Origin of the sequence: Tateyamaria algicola, from assembly GCF_047715485.1 — a bacterium.
Lineage (GTDB): Bacteria > Pseudomonadota > Alphaproteobacteria > Rhodobacterales > Rhodobacteraceae > Tateyamaria.
The window spans coordinates 728,252-744,420 of record NZ_CP180422.1 but is presented as its reverse complement, the minus strand read 5'-3'; the positions used below and the strand labels follow the sequence as shown (position 1 = coordinate 744,420).

At 65.2% G+C, this 16,169-nt stretch carries 20 protein-coding genes, 2 pseudogenes and 1 riboswitch; of the genes and pseudogenes, 2 read left to right on the top strand and 20 right to left on the bottom strand.

Annotated features, from left to right (window positions below; all coding sequences use genetic code 11):
• Window positions 1-7 precede the first annotated feature (7 nt).
• From ureG to ACMHLQ_RS06100, 4 genes are read right to left on the bottom strand one after another with little or no spacing between them, the layout of a single operon-like run.
• On the bottom strand, window positions 8-634 hold the full coding sequence (ureG, locus tag ACMHLQ_RS06115; RefSeq protein WP_415403903.1) for an urease accessory protein UreG: 627 nt from the start codon (window positions 632-634) through the stop codon (window positions 8-10).
• The gene (locus ACMHLQ_RS06110) at window positions 631-1,260 is read right to left on the bottom strand and encodes an urease accessory protein UreF (protein WP_415403902.1); all 630 of its coding nucleotides are present in this window, start codon (window positions 1,258-1,260) and stop codon (window positions 631-633) included. Before ACMHLQ_RS06110 ends, ureG begins: the two co-directional genes overlap by 4 nt.
• Window positions 1,257-1,712, bottom strand: a complete 456-nt coding sequence (gene ureE, locus ACMHLQ_RS06105) for an urease accessory protein UreE (RefSeq protein WP_415403901.1) — start codon at window positions 1,710-1,712, stop codon at window positions 1,257-1,259. Before ureE ends, ACMHLQ_RS06110 begins: the two co-directional genes overlap by 4 nt.
• A 16-nt stretch (window positions 1,713-1,728) precedes the next feature.
• Window positions 1,729-1,899 (bottom strand): hypothetical protein, encoded by a 171-nt coding sequence (locus ACMHLQ_RS06100; RefSeq protein WP_415403900.1) that lies wholly within the window; start codon window positions 1,897-1,899, stop codon window positions 1,729-1,731.
• A 141-nt stretch (window positions 1,900-2,040) separates the two neighbouring features.
• Between ACMHLQ_RS06100 and ACMHLQ_RS06095 the strand changes: the two genes are divergently transcribed.
• Window positions 2,041-2,391 carry a hypothetical protein gene (locus ACMHLQ_RS06095; RefSeq protein ID WP_415403899.1) on the top strand — a complete coding sequence of 117 codons (351 nt, stop codon included), beginning with the start codon at window positions 2,041-2,043 and terminating at the stop codon, window positions 2,389-2,391.
• 18 nt (window positions 2,392-2,409) lie between these two features.
• On the opposite strand, the pseudogene ureC reads toward ACMHLQ_RS06095, so the two are convergent.
• The 13 genes and pseudogenes from ureC to cbiE form a co-directional block, all read right to left on the bottom strand.
• Window positions 2,410-4,169, bottom strand: a pseudogene (gene ureC, locus ACMHLQ_RS06090) (urease subunit alpha).
• Between the two features lie 17 nt (window positions 4,170-4,186).
• Complete coding sequence (locus ACMHLQ_RS06085; RefSeq protein ID WP_415403898.1) at window positions 4,187-4,582, bottom strand: lysozyme inhibitor LprI family protein; 396 nt, start codon at window positions 4,580-4,582, stop codon at window positions 4,187-4,189.
• A gap of 35 nt (window positions 4,583-4,617) precedes the next feature.
• The gene (locus tag ACMHLQ_RS06080) at window positions 4,618-5,439 is read right to left on the bottom strand and encodes a cyclase family protein (RefSeq protein ID WP_415403897.1); all 822 of its coding nucleotides are present in this window, start codon (window positions 5,437-5,439) and stop codon (window positions 4,618-4,620) included.
• 31 nt (window positions 5,440-5,470) lie between these two features.
• Window positions 5,471-5,776 carry an urease subunit beta gene (locus tag ACMHLQ_RS06075; RefSeq protein ID WP_415403896.1) on the bottom strand — a complete coding sequence of 102 codons (306 nt, stop codon included), beginning with the start codon at window positions 5,774-5,776 and terminating at the stop codon, window positions 5,471-5,473.
• A gap of 40 nt (window positions 5,777-5,816) precedes the next feature.
• Window positions 5,817-6,118, bottom strand: a pseudogene (locus tag ACMHLQ_RS06070) (urease subunit gamma).
• Window positions 6,119-6,121: 3 nt separating this feature from the next.
• On the bottom strand, window positions 6,122-6,952 hold the full coding sequence (locus ACMHLQ_RS06065; RefSeq protein ID WP_415403895.1) for an urease accessory protein UreD: 831 nt from the start codon (window positions 6,950-6,952) through the stop codon (window positions 6,122-6,124).
• Between the two features lie 115 nt (window positions 6,953-7,067).
• On the bottom strand, window positions 7,068-7,808 hold the full coding sequence (gene cobF, locus ACMHLQ_RS06060) for a precorrin-6A synthase (deacetylating) (protein ID WP_415403894.1): 741 nt from the start codon (window positions 7,806-7,808) through the stop codon (window positions 7,068-7,070).
• A 64-nt stretch (window positions 7,809-7,872) separates the two neighbouring features.
• On the bottom strand, window positions 7,873-8,550 hold the full coding sequence (locus ACMHLQ_RS06055; protein ID WP_415403893.1) for an energy-coupling factor ABC transporter permease: 678 nt from the start codon (window positions 8,548-8,550) through the stop codon (window positions 7,873-7,875).
• Between the two features lie 50 nt (window positions 8,551-8,600).
• Window positions 8,601-8,789, bottom strand: a riboswitch (cobalamin riboswitch).
• Between the two features lie 156 nt (window positions 8,790-8,945).
• Window positions 8,946-9,665 (bottom strand): uroporphyrinogen-III C-methyltransferase, encoded by a 720-nt coding sequence (gene cobA / locus ACMHLQ_RS06050; protein WP_415403892.1) that lies wholly within the window; start codon window positions 9,663-9,665, stop codon window positions 8,946-8,948.
• On the bottom strand, window positions 9,662-10,975 hold the full coding sequence (locus ACMHLQ_RS06045) for a cobyrinate a,c-diamide synthase (protein WP_415403891.1): 1,314 nt from the start codon (window positions 10,973-10,975) through the stop codon (window positions 9,662-9,664). The genes cobA and ACMHLQ_RS06045 overlap by 4 nt, the downstream gene beginning before the upstream one ends.
• Window positions 10,968-11,762: a precorrin-4 C(11)-methyltransferase gene (gene cobM, locus ACMHLQ_RS06040; RefSeq protein ID WP_415403890.1), complete on the bottom strand. Its 795-nt coding sequence runs from the start codon at window positions 11,760-11,762 to the stop codon at window positions 10,968-10,970. The genes ACMHLQ_RS06045 and cobM overlap by 8 nt, the downstream gene beginning before the upstream one ends.
• A complete protein-coding gene (locus ACMHLQ_RS06035) occupies window positions 11,759-12,127 on the bottom strand; it encodes a cobalamin biosynthesis protein (RefSeq protein ID WP_415403889.1) in 369 nt (122 codons plus the stop codon). Before ACMHLQ_RS06035 ends, cobM begins: the two co-directional genes overlap by 4 nt.
• The gene (gene cbiE, locus ACMHLQ_RS06030; protein WP_415403888.1) at window positions 12,124-13,335 is read right to left on the bottom strand and encodes a precorrin-6y C5,15-methyltransferase (decarboxylating) subunit CbiE; all 1,212 of its coding nucleotides are present in this window, start codon (window positions 13,333-13,335) and stop codon (window positions 12,124-12,126) included. Before cbiE ends, ACMHLQ_RS06035 begins: the two co-directional genes overlap by 4 nt.
• On the opposite strand from cbiE, the gene ACMHLQ_RS06025 reads away from it, so the two are divergent.
• Window positions 13,334-14,089: a cobalt-precorrin-6A reductase gene (locus ACMHLQ_RS06025; RefSeq protein ID WP_415403887.1), complete on the top strand. Its 756-nt coding sequence runs from the start codon at window positions 13,334-13,336 to the stop codon at window positions 14,087-14,089. The two genes, cbiE and ACMHLQ_RS06025, sit on opposite strands and share 2 nt — an antisense overlap.
• Here the strand turns inward: ACMHLQ_RS06025 and cobJ are convergent.
• The 3 genes from cobJ to ACMHLQ_RS06010 are packed head-to-tail and all read right to left on the bottom strand — an operon-like array spanning window position 14,062 to window position 16,165.
• Window positions 14,062-14,814 (bottom strand): precorrin-3B C(17)-methyltransferase, encoded by a 753-nt coding sequence (gene cobJ, locus ACMHLQ_RS06020; protein ID WP_415403886.1) that lies wholly within the window; start codon window positions 14,812-14,814, stop codon window positions 14,062-14,064. The two genes, ACMHLQ_RS06025 and cobJ, sit on opposite strands and share 28 nt — an antisense overlap.
• Entirely contained in the window at window positions 14,811-15,539 is a 729-nt protein-coding gene (locus ACMHLQ_RS06015; RefSeq protein ID WP_415403885.1) for a precorrin-2 C(20)-methyltransferase, read from the bottom strand. The genes cobJ and ACMHLQ_RS06015 overlap by 4 nt, the downstream gene beginning before the upstream one ends.
• Entirely contained in the window at window positions 15,536-16,165 is a 630-nt protein-coding gene (locus tag ACMHLQ_RS06010) for a precorrin-8X methylmutase (protein ID WP_415403884.1), read from the bottom strand. Before ACMHLQ_RS06010 ends, ACMHLQ_RS06015 begins: the two co-directional genes overlap by 4 nt.
• Between the last annotated feature and the right edge of the window lie 4 nt (window positions 16,166-16,169).

The following is a 16,169-nucleotide window of genomic DNA, read 5'->3' as shown; positions in this document are numbered from 1 at the left end:
TGCGCGTTCAGGCCGGGGTCAGCCCCAGACCCGACAGCGCGCGGATGTGGGTGATGATGTCATCAACCCCCTTGCCATGGCGCAGCGCGGCAAAGACAAAGGGGCGCGTACCGCGCATCCGCTTGGCGTCCCGCTCCATCACCTCCAGCGAGGCACCCACATGCGGGGCAAGATCGGTCTTGTTGATGATCAGCAGGTCGGATTTGGTGATTGCGGGCCCGCCCTTGCGCGGGATTTCCTCGCCCGCAGCCGTGTCGATGACATAAAGCGTGATGTCAGCCAGTTCGGGCGAGAAGGTGGCCGACAGGTTGTCGCCCCCGCTCTCGATCAGGATCGCCTCGACATCTGGATGGCGCGCGCGCATCTCGGCCACCGCCGCCAGGTTGATCGAGGCATCCTCGCGGATCGCCGTGTGCGGGCAACCGCCTGTTTCCACACCAATGATCCGGTCCTGGGGCAGGATTTGACGGCGCATCAGTTCTTCTGCGTCTTCCTGTGTGTAGATGTCGTTGGTGATCACGCCGATCGAGTGCTGATCCTTGAGCGCGGCGGCCAAGGCGGCGGTGAGTGTCGTCTTGCCCGCGCCGACAGGTCCGCCGATTCCGATGCGCAGGGGGCCGTTGAGTTGGGTCATGTGCGAAAGATCCTTGGTTGCAGGGTTTCGTGACGCATGGCCGCAATGTCTGCGGCAAAGCTGGTGGAGGTCAGGGCGTCGAGTGGGGTCTTTGCCGCCGATTTTGCACTGGCCGACAGGGTCAGGGCAAGCCGTGCCAGAACTCTTTGCCCATCAGTCTGGCCCAGAGGCAGGGCGCGCTGCGCGACCGAAACGAGGTTGGAGGCAAAGGCGTGCAGGTAGAGCGGCAGGGCCTCGTGCAAGGGTATCGCCATCGCGCGCGCAGCGGTGCCTACGGCGACCGGGTAGGTGAGGCCGTTGATGTCCAGCCCCCAGACCGCGCGGGCGGTGTCACAAAATGCGCCCCCTTGCAGGTCCGTCTCCCTCAGCCGTTCCGCGCCAGCGGCAAAGGCACGCGCGGTGGCGTCCACAAATGCCGGATCATCTGCGCCATGGGCGGCGGCCAGCAGGATCGCGTCGGCGCGGCCCGACCCATGCGTGATCAGCGCCTCCAGCCAGTCATGCAGGCTGTCTGCGTCATGCACCGTGCCATCGGCGACCACCTGTTCCAGCCCGTGGCTGTAGGCAAACGCGCCCACCGGAAAGGCGGGCGAAAGCCATTGCATGAGGGTCAGTGCGGCGCTCATGTGTGGGAATGGCTGTGGTCGTGCCCATGGGTGCGCCCGTGGCCATATGCACCGCCTTCGGGGGTGAAGGGCTCGGTAACCTCGCGCACCTCTGCCCCGATCTTGGCCAGCATATCGGCCATCACGTGGTCGCGCTGGATCAGCAGGCGTGTGTCTTCGATCTGGCAGGGGGTGTGGCGGTTGCCGATATGCCAGGCGATGCGGTGCAGGCTCTTGCCTGTGACCTCCAGCAGTGGTTCAGGCGCGGCCTCGATCCTGACCTCGGCCTTGTCCGTGGTGATCAGCGCGCCGCCGTGATCCAGCGAGGTCGTTTGCGGCAGGTCCACCAGCAGCTGCGCGCCCGAGGCAAGCGTCAGCACCTTGCGCCGCAGAAAGCGGTCCTCGTAGGTCAGTGAGACGTGATCGGCAGCGGTGCCGTGCGTGTGATCGTGGTAGTGTTGCGCCGTCAGCATGGGGACACCCCCGCGCTCAGGACCAGTCGCTGTTGGTCATGATCTGCCGGGCCGCGTCGCGCCGCTTCATGCCGCGCGCCTTCAGCTCTGCGTCGCTCAGCGCATAGACGGCCTGGGTCTGGGCAAGGGCACCGTGCGGAATGCTGATGCGGTTCAGAAACGCAGCGATACGTTTGAGGAAGGTCATGGGACACCTGTGGTTGTGTTTCACCTCCCATGTATGCCTGTGACGCCTCGCCCGGCAGGGCCATTTGCGCAAGGCTGGCATACCCGTGGCGCATAGCCTGCATTAACCGGATGTTCACCATATGTGACCACTGATGAGGGTATGAACCATTACCCCTCGATCGCCGAAACCCTTGCAGAAGAGCTGATTGATCTGCGCGCCCAGCAGGCCCGGTTAAAGACGCGCGAGTCCGAGGTGCGCAACGCGCTGTTGTCTCTTGTCGCGCCGGATCAGGGCATGGTGCAGATCGCAGCACCCACCGCCGCAGTGCGGATCGAGACGCGAGTGGCGCTACGCTTTGATGCCAGTCGCCTGCCGGATCACATCCGCAGCGACCCTCGGTACAAGGTGCAGAAAGAGACGACTTATGTGCGCATCCTGCCATCCTCTGGCCGAACGCTCGCGGCGCGGTCGGGGCCGGACGGCGTTGATTTCGACGTGATCGAGCGGTAGTCGCCACAGGCACCTCCTTCAAAACAGGAAATAGCGCTGCGCCATCGGCAGCACCTCGGCGGGTTCGCAGGTCAGCAATTCGCCGTCCGCGCGCACCTCATAGGTTTCGGGATGAACCTCGATATGCGGCGTGGCGTCGTTCAGCTTGAGGTCTTTCTTGCCGATGTTGCGCGTGTTCTGCACGGCCAGCGTGTCCTTGGCGAGGCCAAGGGACGCACCGACCCCCTCGGCCTGCGCGGCGGCAGAGACGAAGGTGACAGCAGAGCGTTCGACCGAGCGGCCAAAGGCCCCGAACATGGGCCGCGAATAGACCGGCTGCGGCGTCGGGATCGAGGCGTTGGGGTCGCCCATCTGCGCACAGGCGATGGTGCCCCCCAGCAAGACCATTTCCGGCTTTACCCCGAAAAAGGCCGGGTTCCACAGCACAAGGTCGGCGCGTTTGCCCACCTTGATCGACCCGATTTCGTGCCCGATCCCGTGCGCGATAGCGGGGTTGATCGTGTATTTCGCGATATAGCGGCGCACGCGCACGTTGTCGTTGTCACCGGTTTCTTCCGACAGCGCGCCGCGCTGTTTCTTCATCTTGTCCGCCGTTTGCCAGGTGCGGATCAGCACCTCGCCCACCCGGCCCATGGCCTGGCTGTCGGAGGCGATGATCGAAAATGCGCCCATGTCGTGCAGGATGTCCTCTGCGGCGATGGTCTCGCGCCGAATTCTGGACTCAGCAAAGGCCACATCCTCCGGGATCGACTTGTCGAGGTGGTGGCAGACCATGAGCATGTCGAGGTGCTCTTCGAGCGTGTTCACCGTAAAGGGCCGCGTGGGGTTGGTGGAAGAGGGCAGCACATGCTCTTCCCCGCAGATCTTTATGATGTCCGGCGCATGCCCGCCGCCTGCGCCCTCGGTGTGGAAAGCGTGGATGGTCCGCCCCTTCATCGCGGCGACGGTGTTCTCGACAAAGCCGGATTCGTTCAGCGTGTCGGTGTGGATCATCACCTGCACGTCCATGTCGTCGGCTACCGACAGGCAGCAGTCGATGGCACCGGGCGTGGTGCCCCAATCCTCGTGCAGTTTCATCGCACAAGCGCCCGCCTTGACCTGCTCTTCCAAAGCGGCCGGCAAGGACGCGTTGCCTTTGCCCGCAAAGGCGAGGTTCATGGGAAACGCATCCGCCGCCTGCAACATCCGCCCCAGGTGCCACGGCCCCGGCGTCACGGTGGTGGCGAGCGTCCCGTGCGCAGGGCCCGTACCGCCGCCCAGCATCGTGGTGAGGCCGGAATGTAGCGCATCCTCGATCTGTTGCGGGCAGATGAAATGGATGTGGCTGTCAAACCCGCCAGCGGTCAGAATACGCCCCTCGCCCGCGATGGCCTCGGTGCCGGGGCCGATGATGATGTTCACACCCGGTTGCGTGTCAGGGTTGCCCGCCTTGCCCACGGCGGCGATGCGCCCATCCTTCAGGCCCACATCGGCCTTGTAGATGCCCGTCCAGTCCACAATCAGCGCGTTGGTGATGACGGTATCGACCGCGCCCTCGGCCCGCGTGACCTGGCTTTGCCCCATGCCGTCACGGATCACCTTGCCGCCGCCAAACTTGACCTCTTCGCCATAGAGCATGGCGTTGTCACCACTCCCCCGGTCGAGGCCTGGCCTGCGGCTTCGGCGGTCATGTCACGCTCGACCTCGACAAACAGTTCGGTGTCGGCCAGGCGCACCTTGTCGCCCACGGTGGGGCCGAACATGGCAGCATAGTCGCGGCGGGAGATGGATGTGGGCATGAGGTGATCCTTGTCGGTCAGTTCACTTCGCCGTAAAGGCGCAGGTCTTCTGTACGGGCGCGGGTCAAACGCTCCATACAGATCAAAAACAGTTGGCTTTGCATGGAACCGCCGCGGGCGAGCGTGGACTCAGCCGAACAGGCGGCATCACGAAACGGGATCCACTTGCGCTGCGCGTCGCGCATCAGTGCCTCGTTCGAGGGCTCTTGGGCATTATAGCTGTCAAGACGTCGTGCCTGATCCATCGCAATGCCATAGGCGAGGTTCAGATCGCCATCAGCGGCCTCAAAGGCGCGCGCGGCGCAGCCCGTCATTTCCACTTGCGTCGTGGGGTTGGTGCAATCGAGTGTCTGCGCTTGTGCGCTCAGTGGCCAAAGGACCGCGACAGCGCAGACGACGGCCAGCACAGGCATGCTGACCGCAGTGTTTATTGGCAAGATGCGCACCATCAGACCATCGCGAAGATGCGGGCCGGGCCGCCCGTGCCGCCCGGATGGGTGGGCGCGCCGACGACGAGCGTGGCCCCGGATGCGGGCACCTGATCAAGCCCGGCGAGGTTCTCGATCCCGTAACGTCCAGCAGGCAACCACGCGTAATGCGTGGCGAAATCGGGCGAGGGGCCGTGATCCAGCGACAGCGTGTCCACGGCCATGGCGGCGGCGGTGGTCTCTTCCAGCAGCATCTGGGTCGCCTCGATATGGAAGCCGGGGAAGTGTTTCACGTCCCCCGCGTCCGTGCCCACATAGGCCCCCGCATCGCCGGATTTTGCCGCCCAGCCGGAATGCATGGCGATGCAGGCCTTGTCCGGGATCTCTCCGTTCGCGGCGATCCACGCCTTCAGGTCATCCGGCGTCACCTGCGCATCCGCATCCTCTGCCGCGCGCGCGGCGATATCCACGACACAAAGCGGGATCACCAGATCGCTGACCGGGATCTCATCAACCGAGGTTCCATCGGCTGAAAAATGCAGCGGCGCGTCGATATGGGTGGCCGTATGTTCGTTGATCGAAAGGTTGAACAGGTTGAACCCGTGTTCGGCAAAGTTGAACTGCTGTTCCATCGAGATGCCGGGCACGCCAAAGAAGGTCGGGAAATCAGGGCTGAGCTTGTGCGTCATGTCCACGACCCCGCCATGCCCTGCCGCCATCGCCGCCGGGGCGGCTGTCATCCCCACGGTTGCCGCAGCGCCCACCGCGGCTGTTGTCCTGAAAAAGTCCCGGCGCGAGAGCATCCGCTCTTTCACCGCGTTCATCACGCATGCATCACACATTGTCAGTTCCTCCGTTGACGGTTTGTCCTGCTCAAAGGTCGCCCATCACCTGCTGGTTAAACCCATAGACGCGGCGTGCGCCGCCCATGGGAATCAGTTGCACGTCGCGTTCCTGTCCCGGCTCGAACCGCACGGCAGTGCCGGCGGCGATGTCCAGACGCATGCCGCGCGCGGCGTCGCGATCAAAGTCCAGCGCGCTATTCGCTTCGCCGAAATGATAGTGGCTGCCCACCTGCACAGGGCGGTCGCCGGTATTGGCCACATGCAGCGTGATCGCCGTCGCGTTGGTGTTCAACTCGATGTCGCCGGGGGCGGTGATGATTTCTCCGGGGATCATTGCGCACCCTCCTGCTTCATTGTTCCAAAAATATGCATGTTCAACGGATGGGATTGTGGACGGTGACCAGTTTGGTCCCGTCGGGAAAGGTGGCCTCGACCTGCACGTCGTGGATCATCTCGGGCACGCCCTCCATGCATTGATCGCGGGTGATGACCTGGGCACCGGCCTCCATCATATGGGCCACCGAATGGCCGTCACGCGCACCTTCGACCACGGCGTCGGTGATCAGCGCAATCGCCTCTGGGTGGTTCAGCTTGACCCCCGCGCAAGGCGCTTGCGCGCCACCTCCGCGGCGAGCGAGATCAGCAATTTGTCTTTTTCACGGGGCGTGAGTTGCATGGGTCAAAGTCTCCAGCACAGCGGCAGGTGGCTGTTTGTCAGGTGGTCGAGAATGGGCAAAAGGTGTTGGCGCAAGCCATAGCCGGATGGGGCGAGCAGGCGCAGCACCAGCACGTCCTGTGCCAGCAGGCTTGCCCCGCCTGCGTCAGGCAACAACGCGCGGATGGGGGCCAGATGCGCCTCGGCGTCGGGATCAACAAGGGTCAGGCTGACCATGGACGTGGCCCCGCCGCCGATCGCGGCACGGCCCATCTGCGCCGTCATGTCACCGCTCAGCGCCCAGGCATCCTGCACCAGCGGCGCGCCGTTGCGGGTAAGGGTGATCCGGTCCGACATATGGCCCGTGACCTCGCGCTCACCCATGGCGATGCGGCCCAGGCACATCGGCTCCACGATCAGCGCGCGCGCCGTGTCCGCGACATCGCAGGTCAGACTGCGGGTCAGCGCGCAGCCATCAAAGATCAGCGTTTCCTGCGGCAGCCACCACAGCGTTGCACCCTCGGCGACCGACAGCGTGGTCGACACCCGCCCCACCTCACCCGGTTGCGCGCGATAGGCGCGTTCGCAGGCTTGCGTGGTGAGGGTCAGGTGAGTGCCCGGACCGGCCTCGGCGCGGTAGTCGAACCGATCGCCACCCGTAACGCCGCCCGAGGTGTTCAGCAACACGCCCGTCATCCCGATATCGGCGCGCGGAAACACGATCTTGGCCGCGCCCTTCTGGTAAAGCCCGTCAATGACACTGCGCGTGCCCTGCGCCTTGGTCGACACACGAACAGAGCCGATGGCACGCGGTTGCGCGGGCAGCAATGTGGTCAGGGGCAGATGTGCAGTCATGACGTCCAGGGCAGCAGCAGGTGCGCTGATATGAGCATTCTGCGCGCCCAAGGGCCAGCCTTGCGTTCAAACGGCGCTGAGCGGGTCCGCACGCTGCCTGTTTTTTAGGCGGATGCTAGCGCGCGATGCGCCGCAACAGGTAGGTGTCCATGATCCAGCCATGGGCCGCGCGGGCACGGGCGCGCTGTTCCACGATTTGGTCGCTGACCTCTGACAGCCGGCCAGAGGCGAGGATCTGTTCGGGCATGCCCAGATAGGCGCCCCACCAGATATCATAGGCCTCCCCCTCCAGCGCCCGAAAGGTGCAGTCGCCATCCAGCATGACCACCAGCGTCTCGCATCCCAGAGGCCAGCCGTGATCGCGCAGGCGCCGCCCGGTCGAGATGGTCACGGGCGCGTTCAGCGTGTTGAGCGGGATGGCATGGGCGGCAGTCAGGGCCTGCACGGAGGTGATGCCCGCCACGACGCTCAGGCGCGGCGCAGGATCAAGGCGCGCAGCGATGCGCAAGGTGCTGTCATAAAGCGACGGGTCGCCCCAAACCAGCAGCGCCACCTGTCGTGCCTCGGGATGCTGCGCGATGGTGGCCGCCCAGATGCCTGCGATCTCATCATGCCAGGCATCGACCCGTTCAAGATAAGGCAGGCTGTCATCCCGCACGGGCATGTCGAACAGGGCCACGCGTGCATCGTCGCGCACGGTGTCGATGATCTGCGTGCGCAGATCTGCAAGGTCTGACTTGCCTGCCCCCTTGTGGGGCACCAGGAACAGGTCGGCCCCCTTGATCGCGGCAATCGCCTCACCTGTCAGGTGCGCGGGGTTGCCGGTGCCGATGCCGATCAGGTGCAGGTGGATCATGGGGCCCTCTGACGAAAAAGGGCCGCGCGGTGGCGCAGCCCTTTGGGTCGATATGCGATGTCGCTCAGGCTGCGTTGAACAGACGGTGCGAGAACAAGTCGCTGTCCTTCCAGCGGCGCAGGCCCTTGGCTGCGGCCAGCACGGCCAGGTCAGCGACAGGCTCGATCAGGATGACCAGCATGTAAGCGCCGCCAAAGGCCAGCACCGACTGCATGTTTTCCGCACCGACACCCTGGCCATAGATGGCCCAGAACGCGACCCAGGCGATGATGCCCCCCTGGTAGACGGCGGACATTTTCAGCACCTGGGCAAAGTCGAGGTCCACATAGGCACGCGCATCCGGCACGATCCGCTTGGCCAGCGCATGCAGCGCAAACAGCGGGAACAGCAGCGTGGTCATGTTGACGGCGAACATGGGCAGATCGGTCGGGGCAAAGAACGTGCCCTGAAGCAGCAGACCCATGGTCAGTCCAAAGGCAGCAGCCCCCGCGCCCAGAAGCAGAAAAAGCGTGGTGCCGAGGATGAAGTGCACTTCGGAAATACCGGCGGAGAAGTGCGGCATGACCTCGAAAAACACGAATGTGCCAAGGGTCGCCAGCACGGCACGCACGGCAAAGGCCGGGATGTTGGCGAATTTCAGATCATTCGCCGCCAGTTTCAGCGAATAGCCCGCCGCAGCAGCGGCCGTGCCGTAAGCAAAGGCCATTTTCGCGCCATCCACGACGCCCGGTTCGATATGCATGTCTCTTCTCTCCTCGCCACCCGCCCGGCGGCATTTTGGCCGGATCTCCGGCGTGTTTCACTCGCGATGGCAGGTCTCCTGACTTGCGGGTCGCTGCGGGGCCGAACCTTCCCAGCCTTGATGAGGCCAGTGGTAATTGCCGGGCCGCTCTCCGGTCACAGTTGCGGGGGCAGTCCGGGATTTGCGCCCGGTTCCCTTTTCAGACCCCTCTCGGGGCCACCATCGTCCAGTTACGTTTACACCGATTTTGCGGGCGGACAAGTCTGGATGCGGCATTTGACAGGCCAGATGAACCGCGACGGGCGATCTTTGCGCGGATGTGTTTTTGCATATTTGAAGAACAATGAAGGTCAGCGGGGCGCCAGTGCTTCATTGTTCTGGCAAATATGCATGCGTCACCCCTCGGCCAGCGCACCGTAAAGGATCAGGGCGGGCGCATCACTGACGGAGTCGGCAAGTTTCGCGGCAAGGTCTGCGATGCTCATCCGGTGCAGGGCCTGTGCCGGTGTGCTGACCCCTTCGGCAAGCATCGCGGGCGTGTCGGGGGGCAGGCCGCCCTCAATCAGCATCGCGGCCATGTCGGGAAAGGTGCGCTGCCCCATGAACACGACCGTTGTGGCCTGCGGATCGGCGAGGGCGGCCATGTTCAGATCTTCGGGCAGGGCGCCGCGCACGTCATGACCTGTCACGAATTGCACCCGCCGCGCTGTGAGGCGTCGGGTCAGCGGGATGCCTGCAGCCGCCGCCGCCGCGCAGGCCGAGGGGACGCCCGGGATGATTTCGTAAGAAATGCCCGCCGCTTTCAGCGCATCGACCTCTTCCTCGAGCCGCCCAAAGGTGCCGCCGTCGCCGGACTTCAGGCGCACAACCCGTTGATCTTCTTGCGCATAATCCACAAGCAACTGGCTGACATGGTGCTGTTTGGGCGATGGGCGGCCTGCGCGTTTGCCCACGCCCACCAGGTCTGCGCCGCTGCGCGCATGGGTCAGGATTGGCCCCGCTGACAGATCGTCAAACAGTACCGCATCCGCCCGCTTGAGCCGGTCCACCGCCTTCAGCGTCAACAGTTCCGGATCGCCGGGGCCCGAGCCGACAAAGCTGACGAAACCGGTCATGCCACCTCTCCGGTGATGAGGTGGAAGAACGTGCCCGTCACGTTGCCGCGCCACGACCCGCTTTGGGCTGCCGGGTTGCCGTCCGCATCGAACACGTCGGCCAGCGGTGCGTCCGGTTGGGCGAGGATCGAGGAGTAGTGGAATTCGTGCCCGCGCAGCGCGGCACCTGAGTCGAAGCCCGGCATCGGATGCGCAAGTACGGCCCGGCGGTAACCCAGGTTGAACTTGCGCTTTTCGTACGAGGTTTCGAGGCCCAACAGACCCGCCATTTCGTGACGCACCCCGTCCTTGTCCGTCAGGCCTGCGCCCAGGGCCATATAGCCGCCGCACTCGCCATGGACTGGCTTGGTGGCTGCGTGTTTGCGCAGACCGGTCTTGAACGTTGTTGCTGCCGCCAATGCGCCCGCATGGAGTTCGGGGTAGCCGCCGGGCAACCAGACCAGATCGGCATCCGGCGATGGGGCCACATCGGCCAGCGGCGAGAAGGGCAGGATGTCCGCCCCCGCCGCCCGCCAGCCGGTCAGAAGGTGCGGATAGGTAAAGGAAAAGGCCGCGTCGCGGGCAAGCGCGATGCGTTGGGCGGGTGGTGTAGGCAGCGGGTGCGCGGCCATGGGTGCGCCTGCGCGCGCGGCCTCTTTCAGTGCATCCAGATCGACGTTTTCGCGCAGGAACGCGGCATAGCCCGCAATCGCCGCTTCCAGATCGGTATGCTCGACCGCCTGGATCAGGCCTAGATGCCGCTCGGGCAGTTTCAGGTCACCGCGCCGGGGCAGGCAGCCGAGCACCTTGATGCCCGCCTGGTCCATGCCGACCCGTGTGAGCCGCTCGTGCCGTGGGCTGGCCACCCGGTTCAGGATGACGCCCGCAAAGGGCAGATCGGGGTTGTAAGACTTGAACCCCAGTGCCGTGGCCGCCGCCGATTGCGCCTGTCCGCCCACATCGATGACCAGCACGACGGGCCAGCCCATTTTCTGCGCCGTTTCCGCGCTGGAGCCGAACCCCGTCTGCCCGCGTGTTGCGACCCCGTCGAACAGGCCCATGGACCCTTCGGCCACGCAGATGTCGGCCCCGTCGCGTTGCGCCGCGATCCCGCCCAGCAGGTCGCCATCCATCGCCCATGTGTCAAAGTTGAACGAGGGGCGGCCCGCAGCTGCCAGATGGAAGGCCGGGTCGATGTAGTCGGGCCCGGATTTGTAGGGCTGCACCACCAGCCCGTCATCGCGCAGCGCGCGCAAAAGGCCTAGCATGACCGTGGTCTTGCCTGTTCCGGAGGCGGGGGCAGAGATGAGGAGGCCGGGGGGGTTAATCATCGCCGTGGCTCCAGCTTGCCCAGGGGCTGTCTGCAGTTTGGGGACGGTAACGGCGGTCGTAATCCGTTGAATAGAGGCAGCTTTCGTCGAAATGCTCGGCCCCTATGGCGCGCCCGACAAGGATCAGCGCGGTGCGGCTGATGCCGTCGTGCATGGCGTCCTTGAGCGTGTCGAGCGTGGCGTGAATGATCTGCTGATCGGGCCAGCTGGCGCGGTAGACCACGGCGACGGGGCAGTCGGCCCCATAGGCGGGGGACAGGTCGGCGATCACCTGGTCCAAATTTCCGATGCTCAGGTGGATGGCCAGCGTGGCCCCCGTGGCGGCAAAGTTCGCCAGCGTCTCGCACGAGGGCATGGAAGAGGCGCGTCCGGGTGTGCGGGTCAGCACCACGGATTGGGCGATGCCCGGCAAGGTCAGTTCCGCGCCAAGGGCAGCCGCAGCGGCGGAAAAGGACGGCACGCCCGGTGTGACGGTAAAGGGGATGCTTTCGCGCTTGAGGCGGCGCAACTGCTCACCCATGGCAGACCAGACCGACGGGTCGCCCGAATGCAGGCGCGCGATGTCGTGCCCCTTGGCATGGGCGGCGGTGATTTCGGCCATGATGTCGTCAAGGTCCATGGCGGCCGTGTTCACGACCCGCGCATCGGGTGGGCAGTGGCCCAGGATCGCCTCGGGAACCAGAGAGCCTGCATAGAGGCAGACGGGGCAGGCGGCGATCAGGTCGCGCCCGCGCAATGTCAGCAGGTCGGGCGCGCCGGGGCCTGCGCCGATGAAGTGAACGGTCATGTGTCTGGTCCTTGTGCTATGGCGCAGGTGGCCATGCGGTCGTCTGAGATGTGGCGGGGCGCGATCAGTTTGGCGCCGGGGCCTGCGGCGGCCAATGCGGCGGCTTCGGCCACCGATCCGGTGCGGCGCAGCAGGCGGCTGATGGCGGAGTGTGTTTGGGTCTGGGCGGCTTGCAATTTGCTCGGGTAGATCGCCTTGATCAAGAGGCGGTGGTCTTTGGACAGGGCCAGGATGCACTCGGCCATGGCCTTGTCTGCTGGGGTGGCCAGCATCGTGATCTGGTCGGCATGGCCCGTCTTGGCCAGCGCGTTTGTGAGGCTGTCCGCACTGGCGGCAGTGGTGAAGCCGAAGCCTGCAACAATCATCGCGCGAGGCTCCATTGCACAACCGGATAGGCCGATGTCCAGCCGCGTTTGGGGCCAAGGGGGGTGGCCTGTGACAGGGCGATACGCATCAACTCGCCCCCCATTTGGGCGTAGAATTTGGTCAGTAGCGCCTCGCCCTCCAGCGTGACCGCGTTCACGACGATGCGGGCGTTGATGGCGGTGACGGCTGTCAGAACGGGGTCGCTCAGGCCCCCGCCGACAAAGATGGCGTCGGGGATTTTCAGGCCCGTCAGGGCGTCGGGCGCGGCCCCTTCGATCACGGTCACGCGGTGTTCGACGCCCAAAGCGGCAGCGTTGGATTGGATGCGCGCGGCACGGTCGGCGCGCGGCTCGATACAGGTGGCACGGGTGGTGGGATGCGCCAACAGCCATTCCAGTGCGATGGAGCCGGAACCCCCGCCCACGTCCCACAGGTGCTCGCCCGGTTTGGGGGCGAGGGTGGACAGGGTGATGGCGCGGATGGGGCGTTTTGTGATCTGCCCATCGCTGGCGAATGTGTCGTCCGACTGCCCAGAGGCGGCGCTGAGGACAGGGCCGTCGCCTGCGATGTGAAGGGCGGCGCAGACGGGATGGTCAAAGGCGCCGCTGTGGGCGTTCGCCTCTGCGGTCGTGATCCGCTCTTGCGGGCCGCCGAGATGTTCTAGAACGGTGACCATGCTGTCGCCGAACCCTTGCGCGATCAGATAGGCGGTCAGGTCATGCACCGCCGCGCCGTCGCGCAGGGTGGTGATCAGCCGCGCGCCGGGGGCGAGGTGGGCACGCAGCCGCGCAATGGGGGCGGCGTGCAGGGCAAGGCAGGTAGTGTCCTCGATCGGCCAGCCGAGATGGGCCGTTGCAAGAGAAAAGCAGGAGGGGCCGGGCAGCGCGCTCCATTCGCCTGGCCCAAAGCTGCGCGCAATGACAGAGCCTGCGCCAAACCAGAACGGATCGCCCGAGGCCAGCACGGCCACCCGTTTGCCCCGCAGCGACGCAAGGATCGCGATGCCGTCGGCGAAGGGCACGGGCCAGGGGATGAGATCTGTCCCCGCGGGGACACTTGTGGTTAATGCCGTGTTTACCACAAGATCGAGGTGGCGTTGGGGGCCCATGATGACCTCCGCCTCAGTGAGTGCGGCTTGACTTGCGGCGCTCAGCCCGGCAACTCCGTCTTCGCCGATGCCGATGATGGTCAACCAGGGGTCAGACATGCGCGCCAACCTTCTGATCCTTGCCGGAACGACCGAGGCCACGGCCTTTGCCAATGCTGCCGCCGAGGCCGGTTTGGCAGGTATTGTCAGCTTTGCCGGTCGGGTCGAGCGGCCCAAGCGCCAGCCCTTGCCACAGCGGATCGGAGGCTTTGGCGGTATCGCGGGCCTCGTTGCGTATCTGAGGGCCGAGAAGATCACCCATGTGATCGACGCTACTCACCCCTTTGCCGCGCAGATGAGCCGAAATGCGGTCGCGGCCTGTGCCGAGGCCGATGTGCCGCTGGTCGCGCTGACCCGCGCGCCTTGGGCTGCACAGGCAGGGGACAACTGGACCCATGTGCCCGACATTGCCGGTGCTGTGGCGGCACTGAACCAACCCGCTAAACGCATCATGCTGGCCGTGGGCCGCATGCATCTGTCCGAATTCGCACCGAACCCGCAGCATTTCTACCTGCTGCGCCTTGTCGATCCGCCGAAAGACCCGCCGCCCTTTCCTGACCACCACGTGCTGGTATCGCGTGGACCGTTCACCGAGGCCGATGACCGTGCGCTGATGCAAGACCACCGCATTGATCTGGTTGTGTCGAAGAACGCAGGCGGCACCGGGGCCTATGCCAAGATCGCCGCCGCGCGCAGCCTTGGCCTGCCGGTCGTGATGATCGACCGGCCCAGCCTGCCGGAGCGGCAAGAGGCGCATGGCGCGGCGCAAGTAATGGACTGGCTGGGTCATTCCGGGGTCGACCTTGGCGTGTAGACGATGGGTGCGCCGTCGCGTGGGATGATCCGTGTGCGGGAGGATCCGACGATGACCATGGTGCGCATGTCGGCCATGTCGGGGGTCGTGTCCTGTAGCGGGACGATCTGGATGTCCTCATCCGGGCGGGTGACGTTGCGGGCAAAGATGACGGGGCGGTTGTCGCCGCAGGCCTCTTTCAACACCTTCAGCGTGCGCACGAACCCTTCGGGCCGGGATTTGGACCGGGGGTTGTAGAAGGCCATGGCAAAATCGCCCTCGGCCGCGAGGCGCAGGCGCTTTTCTATCAGGGCCCACGGTTTGAGGTTGTCGGAGAGGTTGATGGCGCAGAAATCATGGCCCAGCGGCGCGCCGCAGCGGGCTGAGGCGGCGAGCATCGCGGTGATACCGGGCAGGACCGAGATGTCGAGGCTGCGCCATGTCTCTGGCCCGTCCTCCACCGCCTCGAACACAGCCGCCGCCATGGCGAACACGCCGGGATCGCCGGAGGAGACGACGACAACCTTGCGCCCGTCGCTGGCCATTTCCAAAGCATTGCGCGAGCGGTCGATTTCGACGCGGTTATCGCTGGCATGCAGGGTCAGGCCGGGCCGTTCCGCGATGCGCGCGACGTAGGGAATGTAGCCGACGATATCCGTGGCCTCGGCCAGCACATCGGACACTTCGGGCGTGATGAGCGCATCATCCCCGGGCCCAAGCCCCGCGATCCGCACCCAACCCGTCATGGGCGGCGGCCCTGTCCGTGGACCACGATGATCGAGAAATAGGGGGTGATCTTGCCCTCGGCCTCGCAGAGTTTCTGCACCTGCTGGTTGGGCATGGTGGCATACTCGATCAAATAGGCGTCTTCGTATTTGCCCGCGGCGTGCAGGGCGCGGCAGACCTTGTCGATATTGCGCCCGATCTTCATCACCACCAGCGCGTCGGCGTCTTTCATGCGGGCGGCCAGCGTGTCCTCATCCAGCGTGCCCATCAGCACGGTCAGGATGTCATCGCCCCATGTGATCGGCGCCCCCGTGGCCGTCCACGCGCCGGACATGCCGGTGATGGCGGGCACGACCTCGACCGGGACATGGGGTTTGAGGCGCGTGTAGAGATGCATGAATGACCCGTAAAAGAACGGATCACCCTCGCAGAGCACGATCACGTCTTCGCCCGCTTCTGCAAGGTCACGCACATGGTCGGTGCAGTCGGCGTAAAAGTTGCTGAGGACCTCGTTATAGCGCGGATCGCTGAGGGGGATTTCGGTGGTGACGGGGTATTCCATCGGGAATTCGATGGCGCTGTCGGCCAGCATGCCGTTTACGATCTGGCGGGCCTGGCCTGCGCGCCCAGCCTTGCGGAAAAACGCGACATGTTTGGCCCCGCGCACCAGCCTGTCGGCCCGCACGCTCAGCAGGTCGGGGTCACCGGGGCCAAGGCCGACGCCGTATACCGTGCCCGCGCTCACTCTGTCCGGCTCGCGATGGCGTTGACGGCGGCGACGGTGATGGCGCTGCCGCCAAGGCGGCCTTGCACGATGCAGCAGGGCACGGGCTGGTCGGCCCAGAGGGCGTCCTTGCTTTCGACCGCGCCGACAAAGCCGACGGGGCAGCCGATGATGGCGGCGGGGCGGGGGCAGTCGGGGTCTTCGAGCATGTTAAGCAGGTGGAACAGTGCTGTCGGTGCGTTCCCGATGGCGACAACCGCACCTCCGAGGTGGGGGCGCCAGAGTTCGAGGGCAGCGGCAGAGCGGGTGTTGCCCATCTTGGTCGCCAGCTCGCGCACGCCCTCGTCATGCAGGGTGCAGATCACAGCGTTGTCCGCAGGCATGCGGTGCCGGGTGATCCCCTCGCTGACCATACGCGCGTCGCACAGGACGGGGGCGCCGTTTTCCAATGCCGTGCGGGCAATCTGTACAAAACCGGGCGAAAAGTGCACGTTTTCCTCAAGCCCGACCAGGCCCGCCGCATGGATCATGCGCACGGCCACCTGTTCTTCGTCCGCATCGAACCGGGAGAGGTTCGCCTCGGCCCGGATGGTGGCGAAGGATTGCAGGTAAATGGCCGCGCCATCGGTCTGGTATTCATAGGGCATGTGG